This is a genomic window from Acidobacteriota bacterium, from assembly GCA_028875725.1.
GTDB lineage: Bacteria > Acidobacteriota > Thermoanaerobaculia > Multivoradales > Multivoraceae > Multivorans.
Map to the genome: position 1 here is coordinate 624,261 of JAPPCR010000023.1, position 18,136 is coordinate 642,396.

Annotated in this window: 10 protein-coding genes; 2 read left to right on the forward strand and 8 right to left on the reverse strand. The window is 66.6% G+C overall.

The window, feature by feature from the left end:
* The first annotated feature begins 450 nt into the window (after positions 1 to 450).
* Complete coding sequence (locus tag OXI49_18310; protein ID MDE2692451.1) at positions 451 to 705, forward strand: helix-turn-helix transcriptional regulator; 255 nt, start codon at positions 451 to 453, stop codon at positions 703 to 705.
* Positions 683 to 1,675, forward strand: coding sequence for a hypothetical protein (locus OXI49_18315; protein MDE2692452.1), 993 nt, complete (start codon positions 683 to 685; stop codon positions 1,673 to 1,675). Before OXI49_18310 ends, OXI49_18315 begins: the two co-directional genes overlap by 23 nt.
* Here the strand turns inward: OXI49_18315 and OXI49_18320 are convergent.
* The 8 genes from OXI49_18320 to OXI49_18355 all read right to left on the reverse strand — a co-directional run bounded on the left by OXI49_18320 (position 1,631) and on the right by OXI49_18355 (position 17,915).
* On the reverse strand, positions 1,631 to 2,959 hold the full coding sequence (locus OXI49_18320; GenBank protein MDE2692453.1) for a DNA cytosine methyltransferase: 1,329 nt from the start codon (positions 2,957 to 2,959) through the stop codon (positions 1,631 to 1,633). The genes OXI49_18315 and OXI49_18320 overlap by 45 nt on opposite strands.
* 126 nt (positions 2,960 to 3,085) lie before the next feature.
* The gene (locus OXI49_18325; protein MDE2692454.1) at positions 3,086 to 5,773 is read right to left on the reverse strand and encodes a right-handed parallel beta-helix repeat-containing protein; all 2,688 of its coding nucleotides are present in this window, start codon (positions 5,771 to 5,773) and stop codon (positions 3,086 to 3,088) included.
* Between the two features lie 4 nt (positions 5,774 to 5,777).
* Complete coding sequence (locus tag OXI49_18330; protein ID MDE2692455.1) at positions 5,778 to 8,255, reverse strand: hypothetical protein; 2,478 nt, start codon at positions 8,253 to 8,255, stop codon at positions 5,778 to 5,780.
* 248 nt (positions 8,256 to 8,503) lie between these two features.
* Positions 8,504 to 10,084 carry an alkaline phosphatase D family protein gene (locus tag OXI49_18335; GenBank protein MDE2692456.1) on the reverse strand — a complete coding sequence of 527 codons (1,581 nt, stop codon included), beginning with the start codon at positions 10,082 to 10,084 and terminating at the stop codon, positions 8,504 to 8,506.
* A gap of 349 nt (positions 10,085 to 10,433) precedes the next feature.
* Positions 10,434 to 11,753 carry a hypothetical protein gene (locus OXI49_18340; GenBank protein MDE2692457.1) on the reverse strand — a complete coding sequence of 440 codons (1,320 nt, stop codon included), beginning with the start codon at positions 11,751 to 11,753 and terminating at the stop codon, positions 10,434 to 10,436.
* A 207-nt stretch (positions 11,754 to 11,960) separates the two neighbouring features.
* Positions 11,961 to 13,379, reverse strand: coding sequence for a sulfatase (locus OXI49_18345; GenBank protein ID MDE2692458.1), 1,419 nt, complete (start codon positions 13,377 to 13,379; stop codon positions 11,961 to 11,963).
* A 191-nt stretch (positions 13,380 to 13,570) separates the two neighbouring features.
* On the reverse strand, positions 13,571 to 15,136 hold the full coding sequence (locus OXI49_18350; protein ID MDE2692459.1) for a sodium:solute symporter: 1,566 nt from the start codon (positions 15,134 to 15,136) through the stop codon (positions 13,571 to 13,573).
* A 13-nt stretch (positions 15,137 to 15,149) separates the two neighbouring features.
* Positions 15,150 to 17,915, reverse strand: coding sequence for a TonB-dependent receptor (locus OXI49_18355; GenBank protein MDE2692460.1), 2,766 nt, complete (start codon positions 17,913 to 17,915; stop codon positions 15,150 to 15,152).
* Positions 17,916 to 18,136 lie beyond the last annotated feature (221 nt).

Below are 18,136 nucleotides of genomic sequence, written 5' to 3' on the forward strand. Positions count from 1 at the left end.
GCAACGAGAGTCTCGCCCGAAGCCAAGGCTACGTTCAAACTGGCCGGACTCGACCCATCTGTGGACCGTCCGGCGGCTGGCGCCGAAGCGCCGCAACTCCGCCTTTGAGGTCCCTTGCTCCAGGTCGTGCCTCAGTAGCATCGTCGTCTCCCCCTCCTGGGGCAGCGCGTCGCTCCATCGCCGATGGGGAGCGTTCGCATCGAACGACCTCCCAGCCACGACCAACCGCAGGGTGCGCCGCTCTCGGTCGCCACGACCGGGACGTCTTCACGGCTGGCCCCAACAGCGCTCTCGCCCCCTCACCGGTGCCGTCCTCACCTAGCGCCAGGGGGGCTCCTCTACTGTGGCGACACCTCATGCGACGTCTGGTCTCGGGCAGGGCCACTGTGACTCATTGTCCGTGGACGTTTTCGTCACCCCTAGTGACAATCCGCACAACTCCCCTTCCACATGCGCCCACCTCTACCTAGTCGACCCACACTGACCGTTCTCGGCTCACGAATCCGCGACCGGCGAGCGTGTCTGGGACTCTCCCAAGAGGCCTTTGCAGGCCGGTGCGGTTTCGACCGGACGTACATCAGCATGATCGAGCGAGGTAAACGCAATATCTCGATACTCAATCTCCTCCGGATCGCTCGCGGCCTAAACGTGAGTGCTTCCACTCTCCTCGACGGAATCGACGATGGCCCTGACCCCAAGCAATAGAGAACATGCACTTCAGATCCAGGCCGGGACATCGGGCCGAAAGTCAGGGCATGCTTTTGAGGACGCCGTCGCCCACAGAATCAACAGCCGCGCCTACCCTCTTCGTTTCTCCGGCCTCCTCAACGAGCATCTGCTCGTTGGGGAGCCGGAGCGCCTGCTCCTTCAGTACATTGCGGAGACCCTAGGAGGTCGCACGATTCAAAGTGCTTCGGCTTTGTCCACCGGCGCTCTGGCTACTTCCGAAGAAGGCCAGAAGTGGCTTCACATAAACGGAGTTGAAGTCCGACGCTGCAAGAGCGACATTCTACTGACTCTCCGGTTTGGCTCAGGCACGGAGCACACCGTTGGCGTCTCTACCAAGCAATGTAACAACATTACGCCCACAAATGCCCAACTTTTCTTCACCACTGCTCGCGCCTTCGCCGACCTTCTCGCGAGCAACGGCATTCCTGTTTCTGACGACGCCGTGTACGCTCTACGGCAGTTCTGCGGCGACGCCGGATTTCGGCCGTGTGACAACTCCGCTCTCATGGCGCACCGCGAAGTCGACCCTCGACGCTTCTTCTGGGAAGAAACCCATACTCCAGGCCGACAGGAGTGGGAGTCGACGCTCTCTGACAATCAAGCCAGCATAACCAGACTCCTGCTTCAGAAAGCGTATCTCGACGATCCGTACTCACCGGAGTTCTTGCTCCACAAGGCCAGACGGGCAGATTCCTGGGAACGCACCGAAGTGGCCCTCTACACGATAGACGAACTAGTTGCCCATTCCCAACGCTACGCGCCGTTTCACCTAAGGCCATACTCCGTCCGGAAGGGCACCTACAAAGACCCTCCGGGTGTATCTCACATGGCCCCCAGATTCGGAATCGTCCAGATGCAGCGCGGCGGCCAAGCGCAACATCCAGAACAGTTGCAATTCAACCTACAGGCAGGGTACTTCTACAAGATCGAGCAGTTCCGTCCTTAGGTGTTTCCCGATGGTCAGCGCTAGAAGCGGTGGCACAGCGTTGCCAATCGCTTTCCGAACAGTGCCAAGCCGCCCTTCGAATCTGTAGCTGTCCGGAAACGACTGAAGCCTAGCTGCCTCCCTGGCTGTAAGTGCGCGGGTCGCAATCGGGTGAACCGTTCTACAGCCCGAGATCATACTGAAGGTCGTTTGTACAGTCGCTCCGGGCTCGTTCCACACTTGCCGCTTGTAGGTGGTGTTGTAGCCCGAGGGAGGTCGCAGAGTTGGATCGTTGTTCTTATGCGCACTTTGCCCTTCGGGAACATCCCACAGCCAACGGATCACATGGTCCGGGTGGCGGACCGCCGCATGTAGTGGGTCGGCGGTCATCTGTCCCGACTCGATGTACTCAAGGTCTGAACAAGCGTCGCCAAAGGTCCGGGCCGCCTTAAGGAAGAGAGTCGGAGTCATGTCGTACTGTGGCTCCGGAAACGTCGGCGACACACCCAAGTCGGACCGCACCGCCACGAAGAACACTCTCTCTCTATGCTGTGGCACGCCGTATCGGCAGGCGTCGACGCTGTGTAGCCTTGCCTCGTAGCCTCGGGATCGAAGCTCTTCGACTATCACGTCCTTCACGAAACGACCGTTCGTCGATCTCATGGATGTCAGGAGACGGACATTCTCTAGAATCACGACCTTCGGGCTCAGCACTTCGACAAACCGCATGAGATCCTTGAACAGGTAGTTCCGATTGTCGGCAGCGTCACGCTTTCCAGATAGACTGAATCCTTGGCAAGGCGGCCCGCCGAAGAGGACATCAACTACACCAAGTTCACGGCCGATGCTGCCAATCTCCTCCGGCCCTAACCGCCTTACGTCGGATCCAACCCGCTTCACATGCGGAAAGTTCGCCGAGTAAGTGCTCGCCAATCCGTCATCGATCTCGATGAAACCCAAGATCTCGCAGCCGGCGCTTGACATTCCAAGACTGAATCCGCCACCACCGGCGAAGAGGCTCAAGCCGGTGAAGGCCTTCCTCTTGTCCGTGGATAGCGTATCGAGAGCCATCAAGTAGCCCGCGTTGTTCTCGCTCTGGCGCACCAGTTCGGCCCTCTCTGAGCGGCGGCCAGAGTAGGTGTACGAGTGTCTTCGGTATCTTTTCTTTCGGTCGATGATATCTTGGTGCCTCCAGGGCCTAGAGAGTATCTCCCGGAGGGTCTCCTGATGTCCGCTAGAGAGACCGGCCTTCTCGAGTTCGAACGCCGATAGGATGCGCTGAGGTATACCGGCAAGCTCAGCCAAGCGGGCCTGCGAGAGCCGGTGCCGGCGGCGAAGCCGACGAAGCTGCAGCCCAGTGGCGAACATGTGACGTATTGTCTACCCTCGTGCTGGCACTGTCAAGGTGGTCCAGTCAACCTCGATGAAGCGCTACCAAGGCATCTTCCGCCCGCTGTACCCCCTCCCCACCTCCGCCGAATCCTCCCGCCGACCCGCCCCAATCATCACCCCCCGGTCAATCTGCGCCGCCACATTCTCCGGCAACACATTGTCCAGGAAGAACATCCCCCGCTCCTTCGTCAGCTCCAGCACCATGTCGCCGGCGGCGACGACCTCGGGCGGCAGCGGCGGGTCGGCCCGACCTTCCAGGTAGCCATACGACAGTCCCAGGTCCCGCGGGCCATGCTCGGCGAAGGCCAGGCCGGGGACGGAGAGCGTCTCGGCGGCCCGGTCCAGGGCCTGCTGGTCTTCCAGCTTGACGCCGAGCATGATCTCGCCTTCGGGGTTCAGCGGCCAGACGTCGGCCTTCTGGAGGTACTCCGGGACGCTGAGGCCCCAGACCCAGGCGGCGAAGGTGTGGCTGCCCCAGCCGCGGAGGCCAACGCCTGTTATGTCGATGGCCTGCTTGTGGATCGGGTAGCGGGCGGCCTGGACGAAGCGCTTGACGCCCTCGGGGTCGCGGGCGCGGGCGAGGTGGACGCCGTGGACGCCCTGGGCGAGGGCCTGCTGGACCATCCAGCCGCCGGCGGTGACGGTCGGTTCGTCGAGGCCCAGCAGGGGCAGGGAGACGATGACGGTGGGCGTCCGGTGGCCGCTCGGGGTGGGGCCGGCGTCGACGAGGCCGCGCATGAACTCGCGGAGCGCCGCGAAGTCGAGGGCCACGTGCTCGACGTTGTAGATGATGTAGTCGCCCCAGGTGCCGGCCATCTGCACGCCTTCCTCGTAGCCGCCGGTGGAGGCGTCGTAGTAGATGGGCTGACCGCGCTCGAGGAGTTCGATGGACTTGTTGACCCGCTGCGGCTCGTAGTCGGAGACGGCGCGGGCGGCGTCGAAGCCCTTGCCGAAGCCGGGTGAATCGGCGATTTGGCGGTAGGTCGGCAGCAGGCGGAGCTCGGTGACGGCACGGTGGTTGCCCCAGAGGGTCAGGTTGCGGCCGGAGGCCGAGTGGACGACGCTCCAACCGCCGTGGCTGGCGACGACGCGGTTGGTGAGGTCGGCGGCGGGAAGCGGATCCGCGACGATGACCTGGGTCTGGTGGCTGGCCGCAGACCAGGAGGCGCTGAGCATCTGGAGTTCCCGGCCGTCGTCGAGGAATTCTGCCAGTCCCGCCTCGTTGCCTTCGCCCACGGAACCGTCGCGGATCAGGGACGCGGTGACGATCGCGGTGCCGTCGCTCTGAAGCGACCCGGTGACGATGTTGTTGCTGAAGCGCGTGGGCTCGAGCCCCTCCTTGGTCTCGATGAGCAGCGTGTCTTCGAGGATCGTGTTGTCCACGACCTCCAGCTCGCTCCGCTGCAGGTAGAAGCCGCCGTTGAGCGCGGCGACGTTGCCCTCGACCCGACCGCGGCTCTCCATCGTGATGCGCAGGGCGCTGGAGTTGCCGGAGCCGTCGGTATTGCCAAAGAAGCGGTTGCCGGTGACTTCGACGAAAAAGTCCTCCGCGCTCGGCATCGGGTCGAACGGCCGGTCGTAGCGGTGTTCCTGGCCGCCGACGAACAGGCCGCCGCCGTCGTCGTTGCCAAAGTTGGCGACGATGACGTTGTCGCGGACCCTGGCCGAGGACCAGTAGGCGACGAAGATGCCGCCGCCGTCGTTGTTGTTGAGCGCCCAGTTGCCGAGGACGACGTTGCCGGTGATCTCGGGCGACGACCAGTTGAAGACGGAGATGCCGCCGCCGTCGCTGCTGCGCATGGTGTCGGCGGCACCGGCGACGTTGTAGATGATGGCGTTGTCGGCGATCACGCCGCCGCACTCGCCGTCGAAGGCGATGCCGGCGCCGCGGCCGGTTTCGGTGCCGTTCTCGGCGATCAGGTTGTTGCGGATCTCCGGGGCGCCGCCGTTGCGGCAGTAGATGGCGCCGCCGTCGTGGGCTGTTTCGTGGAGGTACTTGGGGGCCCAAGCGGCGGGGGTGAGGGTGCTGTTGCCCGTGAAGACGTTGTTGGAGAGGACGGGTGAGGCGCCGTCGATGAGGATGCCGCCGCCGGGGGCGCGGACCTGGCCGCCCTGGATGTGGAGGCCGTCTAGGCGGTTGGTGTTGGCTTCTCCGGAGATGGTGAGGACGCGGTCTTGGCCCTGGGCGTCGAGGATGGTTGGGTGGGCCTGGATGTCGCGGTTGCTGGGCCAGTCGGTGGATGTGGGGTTGAAGCCGCCGTAGAGGTCGGTGTTGGGTGGCAGGGTGAGGTTGTGGGTTGGGTAGGTGCCGGCGGCTATGAGGATGGCTGTCCGGTTGGTGCCGGTTGCGTTGGCGGCGGCGAGGGCGGCGGTGAGGGTGGCGTAGGGGGCGGAGGTGGTGCCGGTGGCTGTGGCGTCGTCGCCGCTGGTGGTGGAGACGTGGAGGATCTGGGTGTAGGCGTCGAGGTTGACTTCGGTGGTTTGGGGGCCGGTTGTGGCGGTAGTGGGTGTGGTGAGGGTTAGGAGAAGGAGGGTGGCCAGGGCGACGATGGGTGCTCTGGGTGCGCGGGTCTTCTGACCCGCTCTCGGGCGAAGCCGCGAAGCGGCGCAGCCCGGACAATAGGGCCGCCGGCCAAAGGCCGGCGACGTTGCTGTCGGCCGCCTTCGGCGGCAGCGGGTCAGAAGACCCGCGCACCCAGAGGTACGGCGGTAGTAGTCGTGTGACATCTCCCTATCCTCCTTCCACGAACTGCATCGCGTAGAGCTTCGCACCGCGCATGCGGAACACCACCTGCACGGTCCGCCCGGCCAGCGGGGACACGTCGGCCCCGGTCTCCAGCCAGTCGACTTCCTTCGCGATGAAGTCGCCGTTGACGTAGACGCAGTCGTCGACCGTGTAGCCCTCGATCGGTCGGCCCCGCTCGTCCAGGAAGCCGACCTGCAGGTAGCCGACGGCGTCGGTGTCGACGTTGAGTTGCAGGCGGTCGCCCTCGAACGTGAGCGGCCGCGTGACGACGGTGGTCTCGTGGCCGTACGCACTGTCGAGCGAGATGAACCCGTCGAGGCGCTGGACGAGCCGGTAGACGCCGCGGCCGTCCGGGTCCTGGGTGTGGGGCGAGTGGTAGTGCGTCTCGCCGAAGTAGTACTGCCAGAGTTCCTCGCCGCGCCGGATCATGCCGTGGCCGATGTAGGCGGTGACCACGTCGCGGCCCTGGTGGCGGCCGATGCCCACGTAGGCCGGCTCGGGGTGGCGCTTCCAGTCGAGTCCATTGCGGCTGACAGCGATCTGGGATTCGAGCGGGCCGGAACCGAGGCCGCGCTCCTCCAGGCCCAGCACCGTGCGCGCCTCCGGGCCGTCGCCGTAGTAGTGGAAGTAGCCCACCGGGAAGGCGAGGTAGGTGTCCGGGGCGTAGGGGTACTTCATCGCCTTGGTGAGGTAGAAGTCGGTGCCCACCGGGTCCTCGGGGGTCGGGTCGAAGAGGTGCGGATACTCCATGCCGAACCCGCCCGGCGTCAGCGGGCCGTTGTCCACCCACCACGGCAGCGGGTCGCGGAGCGGGTACTCGGCGCGCAGGTCGAGGTACTCCTGCTGCGTCAGCGGCTCAAACGGCTGGGTCAAGCGCAGGTCCTCGTGTTCCGTGACCACCGAACTGCGCTGCGTCACGCCGCCGGGCGTGTGGAAGATGCCGGAGCGGTGGTAGGACATGTAGACCTGCCGCTGGTCGTCGTAGTAGGTGCTGCTCTGGGTGCCGGACCGGAACGGCAGGACGATGTTGCGCCGCCGCGTCCAGTCGTAGCCGTCGGCCGAGGTGTAGAGGTAGAGGCCGCGCCGCTGGTAGTCCGTGAGGTACTTCCAGCGCTCGTCGGGCGGCGCCTGCGGGTCCCAGAAGGGGTTGCCGAGGCCGCCCACCATGTCGGGGATGACGATGTTGCGATGGCCGTTGATCTCGCCGCGCCCCTGGTCGGGCCGATCGAAGTGGACGCCGTCGGTCGAGGTGTAGACGGCGAGGTGGTCCTCTTCCCGCGAGTTGTAGATGCGGATGACGCCGTCGTCGCCGGAGGCGACGGTGAGGTGCTTGCGGAACGTGCCCTTGATGTTGTCGATCACGCGCTCGGCGCGGCGTGGCGGGTTGACGGTGAAGGTGGCGTCGCCGGTGTCGGCGAGGAGGGCGGCGTCGATGAAGAGGTGTTTACGGGTGGCCAGGTGTAGGGGGGTGGGGGAAGCGGCGTCGGCGTCTGTGAGGTCGGAGGCGGCGGCGACGGAGGTGTCGGCGAAGTCCGCGAAGAGGAGCGGTGGGCCTTGGGTGAGTTCGACGGGTTCGGGGTGGGTGGCGAAGGTTGCGGGTGGGTCGAAGTCGGTTGTGTAGACGAGGCCGCGGCTGACGCGGAACTCGTCGAGGAGACCGGTGAGGCGGTTGTTCCAGAGGGCGTCGGTGCCGAGGGTGAAGTAGGCCTCTTCGCCTTCGGGGAGGGCTTGGAGGGGGGTTGGCGGTGGTTGCGGCTGGAGGGCGCCGTCGACGTAGTGGCTTAGCTGGTCGGTGGTGGCGTCGTAGGTGAAGGCGTAGTGGTGCCAGGTGGCGGTGGCAGCGGCGGGGGCAGTGGTTGGTATGTCGATGGAGGCGCCGGCGGGTTGGTTGACGAAGATGAAGTGGGCGCGGTCGGCGGACCAGGTGAGCTGCGTGACGATGTCGTTCTCGCCGCGGGGGCCGGTGCCGATCTCGAAGACGACGGCTTCGCCCGCAGTGGACGAGGCGTCGGCCGGCGTGTCGGTGCGCCGGCCCTCTGGCCGGCTCCCGCCGAAGGCGGCATCGCCCGGGGAGTGCCAGAACTCGACCGTCCAGTCGAAGTCGCCGAGGTTGATCGCCCTCGTAGTGGGGTTCTTGTGGCCGACCTGCTTGCGGAGGTGGTTCTCGCCGGAGGTCATGAGCGCCGCGAAGTGGGCGGTGAACCAGCTCAGCGGCTCAACGGTGCGGCCTTCGGGCGTCGGCAGGCGTGCGAGACCGAACTCACCGGGCTTCTCTTCCGCCGGGGGCACATCGAGCGGCGGATCGAGTGGCGCGAGGAGGAGCGCGTTGCCGTAGCGGCCAGGCGCGACCTGGGCGCCGAGGCCGAGGGTCAGGACCATGTCGTTGTCGGACATGTCGTCGAGGGTGTGGCTCGGGTAGAGGCCGGCGGGTTCGTCGAAGAGCCAGAGGGCTGTGGTTTCCACGCCACTGGTGACGTCGTCGGGAGGTGGACTGCAGGCGGCGAGGCCGAGGAGAAGAAGGAAGGCGGCTGCAACGGCCGCTCGCTGGGTGCGCGGGTCTTCTGACCCGCCGCCGCCGAAGGCGGCTTCGAGTCGCCGCCGGCGAAGCCGGCGACCACTTCTTCGCCGGCCTACGCCGCTCCGCGGCTCCGGCCAGCAGGCGGGTCGGAAGACCCGCGCACCCAGAGGGAAGCCAGTGCCCGCGGCGCGGCTCATGACTGTCCCCCGTCTTCGCTGCTGACGGCCAAGTCGGAGTGCGGAATCACCAGCGTCTCAATCAACTCATCATCAATCGAGTAGATCCGGTACGTCACCCGCGGCTCCTCCCCCGCAGTCTCAAACGTCAGCAGTCCAAACGAGTCCTTCAGGTTGTAGCTGAACAGCGCCCCCGGTTCCACCGGGTGCGTATGAATGTTCGTCAACTGCCCACTCAGGAGATCATGGAAGGCGTACCCGCTCTCACGCTCGATCGCCCACGCCTCGGACCGGTGCCGGTCCGACGAGAGCAGCACCACGCCGGTGACGCCGTTCTCCTCAACGAAGCGGAAGATCTCCTCCCGCTCCTCCGGGAAGCCCGACCAGGTGTCGCGGCTGCCGGGCTTGGCGCCGTCGGCCCACGCCACCGGGCTGGCGATCACCTTGAAGGTGGCCTCGGAAGCGCGTAGCCCGTCGAACAGCCAGGCCTTCTGCACCGGGCCCAACATGGTGCGCTCCTCGACGAACGGGTTCGTCCGGTAGGTGCGGCCGTCGAGCAGGAAGAAGTCGACGTCCCCGAGCGAGAACCGGAACCAGACGCCGGGGTGGGACTCCGACCCGGAAGCCGGGTTGTTCCAGTTGCGCTGGAAGTGCTCGACCATCGGCTGCTTCCAGGCCGGGCGGTCGACGTAGGGGCCGAGCCAGATGTCGTCGAAGGCTGCGTCGTGGTCGTCCCAGACGGCGTAGACCGGGGTCGCGCTCACCAGGCGCCGGAACTCGGGGCGGGACTGGCGCTGGTAGTAGGTGTAGTCGTGGAACGGGCCGGGCTGCTCCGGCAGGTCGATGTAGACGTTGTCGCCGAGGAGGAGCAGCGCCTGCGGGGAGTGGGCGGCGATCGTGTCCCACATGCGTTCGTTGGCGGGCGTGTAGCCGGCGCAGCCGCCGAAGGCGATGGTGACGGTGCCTTGGGGTCCGGGGGGAGGCGCGGTGCGGAGGGTGTAGCTGGGTGCCTGGGACGGCGGCTGCGAGTGCGGCTGGGGCCCTGGCGCCGTGCCGGCGCCGACGAGGATCCGGTAGCTGTAGGTGGTGTCCGGCGAGAGGCCGGCGAGGGTGGCCGTGCCGGTGTAGTCCTGATCGACGGTCGTGGTGCCGGAGGCGCTGTAGCGGTCGCCGCCGGCTGTGGCGACGACTTCGAAGCCGGTCGCGTCGGCGGTGCGGACCCAGACGCTGGCCGTCGTGCCGGTGACGGCGCCGAGCATCGGGCCGTGGACGATCTCGTTGTTCGGGCTCGCCGCGTGCAGCGCGAAGGTCGCAGTTGCGGCGAGCGGGGCGAGTAGATCCCGCGGGCCGGCCAGGAAACGGCCGAAGGGCATGCCGGCGTCGAGGGCCGCTTGCATGGCGGCTTCGGCTTCGTCGATCTGGTCGAGTCGGGTCAGAGCCACGGCGCGGATGAAGTGCGATTCAGCGTCGGCGGGGTCGGCGGCTACGCGGGCGTCGGCGAGTTCGAGCGCCCGGGTTGGGTTGCCGTCCAGGATCTCGAGGAGCTGCCGCTGGCCGCGGCGCTTGTAGTAGAGGTCGGCCGAGCGCTCGTCGAACATGCGGCGGCTCCACTCGTTCTCGGCGCCGTAGAACGGGTGCGGGGAGTCGCCTTCGTAGGCGTCCGGCGGACCGAACTCGCCGTAGTTCTCGCCGCCGGGGTTGCCGGCTTCGCGGGCGGCTAGTTCGGTGGTGCGGTCGTCCGCTGGCGCCGCGCAGCCGAGGGTAGTGGCGAGTAGCAGGGCCGTACACCAAGACGACGCCGTTGCTCTGGGTGCGCGGGTCTTCTGACCCGCCCACGGGCGAAGCCGCGGAGCGGCGCAGCCCGGACAACAGGGTCGCCGGCTTCGCCGGCGGCGATTCTCCCGCCGCCTTCGGCGGCAGCGGGTCAGAAGACCCGCGCACCCAGTGTTATCGATCCACAAACGCGCCATCTTCCGTCGACAAGGTGCTCCAGTTCTTCGGCTCGTACGGGAACTTCGCGGCGACTTCCTCGTCGAGGTCGATGCCGAGGCCGGGGCGGCTGGGGAGCTTGGCGAAGCCGCGTTCGTAGGAGAAGTGGCCGCCGTGGAAGAGGTCCTGCCAGAACGGGTCCTGGCCGCTGCCGATCTCGAGGATGGTGCAGTTCGGGGTGCACGCGCAGACGTGCATGGAGGCGAGCGTGCTGACCTCGCTCTGCGGGTTGTGCGGCGACACGTCGACGCGGAAGCCCTCGGCCATGATCGCGATCTTGCGCAGTTCGGAGATGCCGCCGACGTGGACGACGTCCGGCATGATCACGTCGACGAGCCGCTCCGAGCACAGCGGCGCGAAGTGGTAGCGCGAGGTGAGGCGCTCGCCGGTCGCCAGCGGCACGCGGGTCTGGGCGCGGATCTGGCGGACCTCCTCGATCACCTCGTTCTCGAGCTGGGTGACCTCCTCCACCCAGAACGGCCGGTACTCCTCCACCCGGTTGCAGAACTCGACGGCGGAGAGCGGCGTCGGCTTGCCGTGCGCCTCGACGATGATGTCGAAGTCCGGCCCGACGATCTCTCGCACCCGGGCGAGGTGCTCGACGCCGCGGCGGATCGACACGCGGTGGTTGATCGGCCGGCCGCCCGGGTAGAAGCCGCCCTTGACGCAGGTCCAGCCGGCTTCCTTCTTCTGGCGCCAGAGGTCGAGCTCCTCCTCGTAGTCGGCGGCGCGGCGCTTCTTGCGGTGGCTGATCCGTTCGAGGTAGCCCTCGTGGCAGTAGAGCCGCACCCTGTCGCGGGCCTTGCCGCCGAGGAGCTGCCAGATCGGCTGGCCGAGGGCCTGGCCGAGGATGTCCCACATGGCGATCTCGACCGCGGAGAGGGCCGACATGAGCACCGGGCCGCCGCGGTAGCGCGGGCCGATGAACATGCCGCGCCAGTGGCGCTCGATCTCGGTCGGGTCCTTGCCGACGAGGTAGCGCTTGTGGTTCTCGATGGCCGCGGCGACGACTTCGCCCTTGTTGGCGAGGGTGCCTTCGCCGAGGCCGGTGATCCCCTGGTTCGTGTAGAGCTTGACGAAGACGAAGTTCTCGTCGTTGCCGGCGTCGACGAGGAAGGTCTTGAGGTCCGTGATGCGGAGGTTGAGGGGTTTGGCGTCTTCGAAGGTCTTTTCCAGGGGGCCGGGTTGTTGTTGCTGGCCGCGGAGAGGGCGGGTGGCGGCGGTGGCGGCGAGGCCGAGGGCGGCTGCGAGCAGGGTTCTTCGGTCGAGGTCAGTCATGCGGGTTGGCCTTCGGGCTCGCCAACTGCGGCAGGGAAACCCGCCATGCCGGCGGCTGTTCTCTGGGTGCGCGGGTCTTCTGACCCGCCTGCGGGCGGAGCGGCGGAGCGGCGTAGCCCGGGGAAAGTGGTCGCCGGCTTCGCCGGCGGCGATTCTGTCGCCGCCTTCGGCGGCAGCGGGTCAGAAGACCCGCGCACCCAGCGGAGTTCATCTGGCGTCGCCTCCGTGTTCGTCGACGAAGCGCCAGTCGTGGCGGGCCTTCTCGTAGCCGGGGTTGATCGTCATCTCGCCGGCGCCGACTTCCTGGCGCCAGGTGGCGAGTTGCTGGAGGAGGCTGTCGGCGAGGTCGGGCTTGTCGGCGGCAATGTCGGTCGTCTCGCCGGGATCCTTCTTCAGGTTGAAGAGGCTGACCGCGGGGCCGATGCCGGCGATCGTGCCTTCGAACCACTCGATCAGCTTGTGGTCGCCCTGGCGAATCGCTCCGGCCGGCATGTAGCCGAGGTGGTGGTAGTGCGGGTAGTGGAAGTAGAGCGTGTCGCGGTCGAGCGAGCCGCTTCCGTCGAGCACGGGCAGGAGGCTCAGGCCGTCGATGTCGGCGGGCAGCTCGTCGACGTCGAGGATGTCGGCGATCGTCGGGAAGAAGTCGTCCGAGGTGATCAGGTCGTCGTTCGTGCTGCCGGGCTCCACGACCCCCGGCCACTTGACGGCCAGCGGCACGCGGATGCCGCCTTCCCAGATCATCGCCTTGCCGCCGCGGAAGGGGTCCTGGGCCTGGAGCTGCTCGAAGCCGCCGTTGTCGGAGTAGAAGATGACGATCGTCCGCTCGGTCAGCCCGTGCTCCTCGATGCGGTCGAGGATCTGGCCGAAGCCGGTGTCCATCGTCTCGATCATCGCGCCCATGATCGGGTTGTTCACGGGGTCGTCGGCGCCGGGCTTGGCCTCGTACTTGGCGATCAGCTTCGGGTCCTCGAGCAGCGGCCGGTGGACGACGTGGTGGGTGACGTAGAGGAAGAATGGGTTGTCCCGGTTCGCGTCGAGGAAGGCGAGCGACCGATCGGTGATCTCGCGGGCGTGATGGGCGTCACCCAGGGGGTCGTCTTCGTACTCGGGCTTGACGGTGGTCAGGATGTCGTCGAAGCCCTGGGAGGCGGGGTCCATCGGGCGGCCCGGCACGTACTCCTTGTCGACGTTCAGGTGCCACTTGCCGAAGTGGCCGGTCGCGTAGCCCTGGGACTTGAAGAGCTCGGCGAGGGTGACTTCTTCGAGCGGAAGGCCCGGCACTTCGGCGGGCCGGAGGAGGCGGGCGTAGGGGTAGGGACTGCCGGGGATGTAGTCGGTTATCTGGAGGCGTGCCGGGTTCTTGCCGGTCATCAGGCTGGCGCGAGTGGGCGAGCAGACGGGGTTGGCCGAGTAGGCATTGGAGAACGTCATGCCGGCGGCGGCGACGGCGTCGATCGTCGGAGTCTCGTAGAAGGTCGTGCCGTGGTAGCCGACCTGGTTCCAGGCGAGGTCGTCGGCGAGGAAGAGGACGACGTTCCATGGGGTTTGGGGGGTGGTGTCGGCTGCGGGTGTGGAGTCGTAGGTGGGGGCGCAGGCGGCGAGGAGGAGGAGGGAGAGAACTGCCACGCCGATGCCGTAGCTCTGGGTGCGCGGGTCTTCTGACCCGCCTGCGGGCGAAGCCGCGGAGCGGCGTAGCCCGGAGAACAAGGTCGCCGGCTTCGCCGGCGGCGATTCTGACGCCGCCTTCGGCGGCAAGCGGGTCAGAAGACCCGCGCACCCAGCGGACAAAGACGGGCACCCAGTGTGTGGCTTCTTCATCACGTTGGCACCCCCCTTCGCTTCCGGTCCTTCCAACCAGCATAGGTCAGGTTCCTGTCCACGTCCCGCGCGGGGAAGAAGTAACTCGCCGCCCAGGCGACGCCGAACAGGACGATGTGGCTGTAGACGCCGAGCATGTAGTTGTGCTGCGTGTAGTTGAGCGGGCCGAGGTCGAGCCAGATGCGCGGCTCGCCGCCGAGGCTGAACTCGGTCGACGTCAACAGGGCCGCGGCGGTGAACAGCACGCAGACGCCGATGCCGACGTAGAGCCCCTCCTTGTTCACGCGCGGGACGAAGATGCCGAGCAGGAACATCCCGGCGATGCCGCCCGAGAAGATCGCGTAGAGCGCGAACACGGTGGCCAGGACGCCGGCGTCGCCGGCGGCGACGTAGATCAGCGCGACGACGATCGAGCCGACTCCCGACAGCGTGACGACGAGCTTCCCCACGCGAACCCGCTGGAGTTCGCTGCTCCGGGGCCGGAGCTTCTTGTAGTAGTCGTCGACGGCGACCGCCGCCAGGCAGTTGAGGTCCGAGTCGAGCGACGAGATCGCGGCGGCCAGCAGCGCCGCGATGATCAGCCCGACGACGCCCACCGGCATCTCGTTCAGGATGAAGTGCGGGAACACGGCGTCGGCGCGCAGGCCGTCGGGCAGCGATGCCTGACCCTGGTAGAAGGCGTAGAGCGCGGTGCCGATGAACATGAACAGCACCCACACCGGCACGACCATCAGGACGCCGCCGATCGAGGCCCGGATCGCCTCCCTGTCCGACCTGGCCGTCAGGTAGCGCTGCACCATCGTCTGGTCGGTGCCGTACTTCTGGACGGCGTAGAAGATGCCGTTGATCGCCATCACCCAGAAGGTCAGCTCGACCAGGTTCCAGTCGAACGAGCCGAGGCTCACCTTGTTCTCGGCCGCCGCGACGGTGAACACCTGGCCCAGGCCGCCGTCGAGCTTGACCGCGATGACGAGCAGGGTGACGAGGCCGCCCAGGATGAGGAGCACGCCCTGGATCACGTCGAGCCAAATGACCGCCTCCATCCCGCCGAGGAGGGTCACGACGGTCACGACCAGGCCGAGGACCAGGACCACCGTCACGACGCCGATGCCGGTCATGCTGGAGACCGCCAGCGCCAGCAGGAAGAACACCGAGCCCATGCCGGCGAACTGCGCCAGCACGAACGCCAGCGAGGCGTAGAGCCGGGCGAGGTAGCCGAACCGCCGCTCGAAGTACTCGTAGGCGCTGAGGCCGATGACCTTGCGGTACATCGGCACGATGAAGCCGATGCCGAGCAGCACGACGATCGGCACCATCAGCCCCTGCACCAGGCGCACCCAGTTGCCGGCGAAACCGTCGCCCGGGTACGCCAGGAACGTGATGCTGCTGATCAGCGTCGCGAAGATCGACAGGCCGATCGCCCACACTGGCACGTTGCGGCCGGCGGCGAAGTACTTGGACGTCGTCGACTGGGCCTTCGCGAAGCGGACGCCGACCCCGACCGACAGGACGAGGCTCGCCCCGATGATCAGGTAGTCGACGAAGTGGAGGGACGGCGTGTCCACTCCCTAGCGCAACCTAGAAAGACCAGCGCATGCCGGCGTTGAAGGTCCGGCCGGTGATGTCGTACTGGGAAGCGCGGCTCGCGATGCCCCGGTAGAGGTAGACCACCTCTTCCGTCAGGTTGTTGGCCTGCAGGAACAGCTCGAGACCGCTGTCGAAGAGGTAGGTGAAGGAGTAGTCGAGGTACATCGCCGAGTCGTTCCACTCGTCCGAGCCGGCCTCGTCGCCGACCTCACTCAGCCACCTGCCGCTCGTGTTCAGGGCGAGCCGCGTGAGGATCCGGTTCTTCTCGTAGATGAGCGCGAGGTTGCCCATCGTCTCCCGCTGTTCCGGCAGCACGTTGATGTCGTCCCGGTCGGTCTGCTCGCCCAGGTCGATGCTCATCACGTCGGTGTACGTGAAGTTCGCGTAGATGCCGAAGCCGGAATCCCAGTGCTGCTGCCAGGCGACTTCGAAGCCCATCAGGTCCGCGTTGCCGCCGTTGACCGGCTGCTCCACGTCGAAGCCGTCGAACTCCCCGCCGCGCTGGGTCGTCGCGGTGATGAAGTTGAAGTCGTCGATGCTCTTGAAGAACACGCCGCCGGAGATGATGCCGACGTTGTCGAAGAAGCGCTCGACCAGGAAGTCGAGGTTGTTCGCGAGCGCCGGGTCGAGGTGCGGGTTGCCGCGGATGATCTCCTCGTCGTCCGTGTGGGTGTAGGAGAACGGCATGGAATCCCAGAAGTTGGGCCGGGCCATGCTGCGCGTGAAGGCGGCTCGCACGAGCGTCTCGTCCGACACGGCGTATCGGAACTGCAGGTTGGGATAGACGAAGTCGTAGGACCGCGACACGCTCTCCTGCGTGTTCCTGAGCACGTCGTCGTCGTTGACGACGAGGTTCGCCGCCGAGTAGTCGAGGTCGTTGAACTCGCCGCGGAGGCCGAAGAGCATCGTCAGCTTTCCGTACTGCTGAGTGGTCATCGCGTAGGCGCTGGTGATGTCTTCCTCGGCGTTGTACGGCTCGCCGAGGTTCACGTCGTTGCGGACCTCCTCGACGAACCCGCCCGGGCCCTGGTTGCCGTAGAAGAAGGAGCGGAAGCCCGCGCGGCTGTACTCCCTGCCGAGGTTGTAGCCGCCCTCGGTGATGTTGGCGCCGCCGGATTCGAACTGGTCCAGGAACAGGTTGTCGCCCTTCCACTTCCACTTCGAGCGCAGGTCGGCGCGCTCCTTGTGCAGCGCGCGGAGCTTCACGCCGACCTTGAACTCACCGGTGTCGCTGCCCCACTGCATCGGCCTGGTCAGGTCCAGCTTGGCGGTGTCGATCGTGCTGGTCGTGTTCTCGAACTTCTCGTCCACCGCGTCGAACTCGAAGACGCCGCTGTCGTGGATGTCCTGCCGGCTCGAATCCCAACCCGGCGCCTTGCCGCCGATGTCGGTGACGTTCAGGTCGAACCCGCGGGCCTGGAACTCCGGCTTGAGCTGTCCTTCCGGCTTCTTGGTGAAGGCGCCGCTCGTCGACAGCGAGAAGTCGAGCACGGACAGGCCCAGCCGGTGCTCCCCGCTGACGCTGTAGGCCGTGATCTCCTGCTCCTCGAGACGATCGTGCAGGGACTTCACGAGCCGCAGGCCTTCGACCTCCGTCGGGCTGACGTAGTTGCCCTTGTCCCAGCGAATCCGCGTGATCTGGCGGTCCTGGTCGTCTTCGCGGTAGTTCTGCACGACGCTGAAGTCGAGCTTGTGGTTGTCGTTGATCCGGACCTCGAGGCGCGCGTTGGCGCCGTAGCGGTCCCGGTCGTTGGCCGAGAACTGAGCCTCCGTGTTGGTCAGGGCCCAGGGAATCTCGACGCCGCCGACGGTGTCTTCGCTTCCCCACTTGTGCTCGTTGTTGTGGCGCTCGGCCGCGGTGCGGGCGAAGTTGACGCCGATCGAGAACCCGAGGTTGTCGTTCGCGCCCCCAACGGTCGAGTAGTTGAACGCCGAGCGGGAGTGCGTGCCGGTGGCGATCGAGTTGTCGCCCACGCCCAGCGTGAAGTTCGTCACGCCGTCCGGCTGGTCGAACGCGCTCCGCGTCTTCAGGTTGACCGCGCCGCCGACCGAGTCGGCATCCATGTCGGGCGTCAGGACCTTCGTCACCTCGATGCCGGTCAACTGCGCGGCCGAGATGACGTCGAGCTCGACCATGCGATTCGCGCTGTTCGAGTACGCCACCTGCTGGCCGTTGATCGTGATGTTCGTCATCGCCGAGGGCGTGCCGCGCATGGAGACGAAACGGCCTTCGCCGTTGTCGCGCGTGATCGCGACGCCGCTGACGCGCTGCAGCACCTCGGCGGTGTTCAGGTCGGGGAAGCTCTGGATCTGCTCCTCGGAGAGGACGCTCTTGATGTTGATCGCCTGCTTCTGGTCGTTCAGCGCCTTGCTCTGGCCGAAGCGGACGGCCTGCACGACGATCTCCTCGGCGAACTCGTAGCGGGCGTCGAGCTCGATCGGCATGGACGCCGTTTCGCCTGCCGTGACCGTCACCGCGGCTTCGAAGTCCTCGAATCCGACGTAGTTCACGACGAGCGTGTAGTCGCCCGCGGGCACGCCGTCGAGGCGGTAGCGGCCGTCGCTGCCTGATCGCGTGCGGTATGGCGTGCCGTCAAGCGACACCTCCGCGCCGGGGAGCAGGGCGCCCGATTCCTTCTCGCTGATCGTCCCCTGGACGGACGGTCCGTTCTGCGCCAGGGCGGTGCCGGCGCAGAGCAGGACAGCCAGGGCGACGATGCCGGCTGCCGTCAAACCGTTTCCGAGTCGCTTCTTCATGGCGCAGTCTCCCCAAGCAGTGGTTATGGGTTCACTCACCCCGCGCTCGACTGGAGCCGGGGTGTTTGATCGGCTCGGTGGGGAGCTATCGCGTGGATAGCGGACTTGAAACGCTGTTGGAAAAGCTAGCACAGTCGCCCGGCCCGGGGGCTCGAAACGCGCTCGGATCCAACGGGTTGGATAGTCCCGAGTGCCGGCCGCAGGCCGGCGACCTTGCGGCG

Coding starts and splice junctions, on each gene's coding strand:
- OXI49_18310 (MDE2692451.1), top strand. CDS start 451: ATGCGCCCACCTCTACCTAGTCGACCCACACTGACCGTTCTCGGCTCA.
- OXI49_18315 (MDE2692452.1), top strand. CDS start 683: ATGGCCCTGACCCCAAGCAATAGAGAACATGCACTTCAGATCCAGGCC.
- OXI49_18325 (MDE2692454.1), bottom strand. CDS start 5,773: ATGTCACACGACTACTACCGCCGTACCTCTGGGTGCGCGGGTCTTCTG.
- OXI49_18335 (MDE2692456.1), bottom strand. CDS start 10,084: ATGTTCGACGAGCGCTCGGCCGACCTCTACTACAAGCGCCGCGGCCAG.
- OXI49_18340 (MDE2692457.1), bottom strand. CDS start 11,753: ATGACTGACCTCGACCGAAGAACCCTGCTCGCAGCCGCCCTCGGCCTC.
- OXI49_18355 (MDE2692460.1), bottom strand. CDS start 17,915: ATGAAGAAGCGACTCGGAAACGGTTTGACGGCAGCCGGCATCGTCGCC.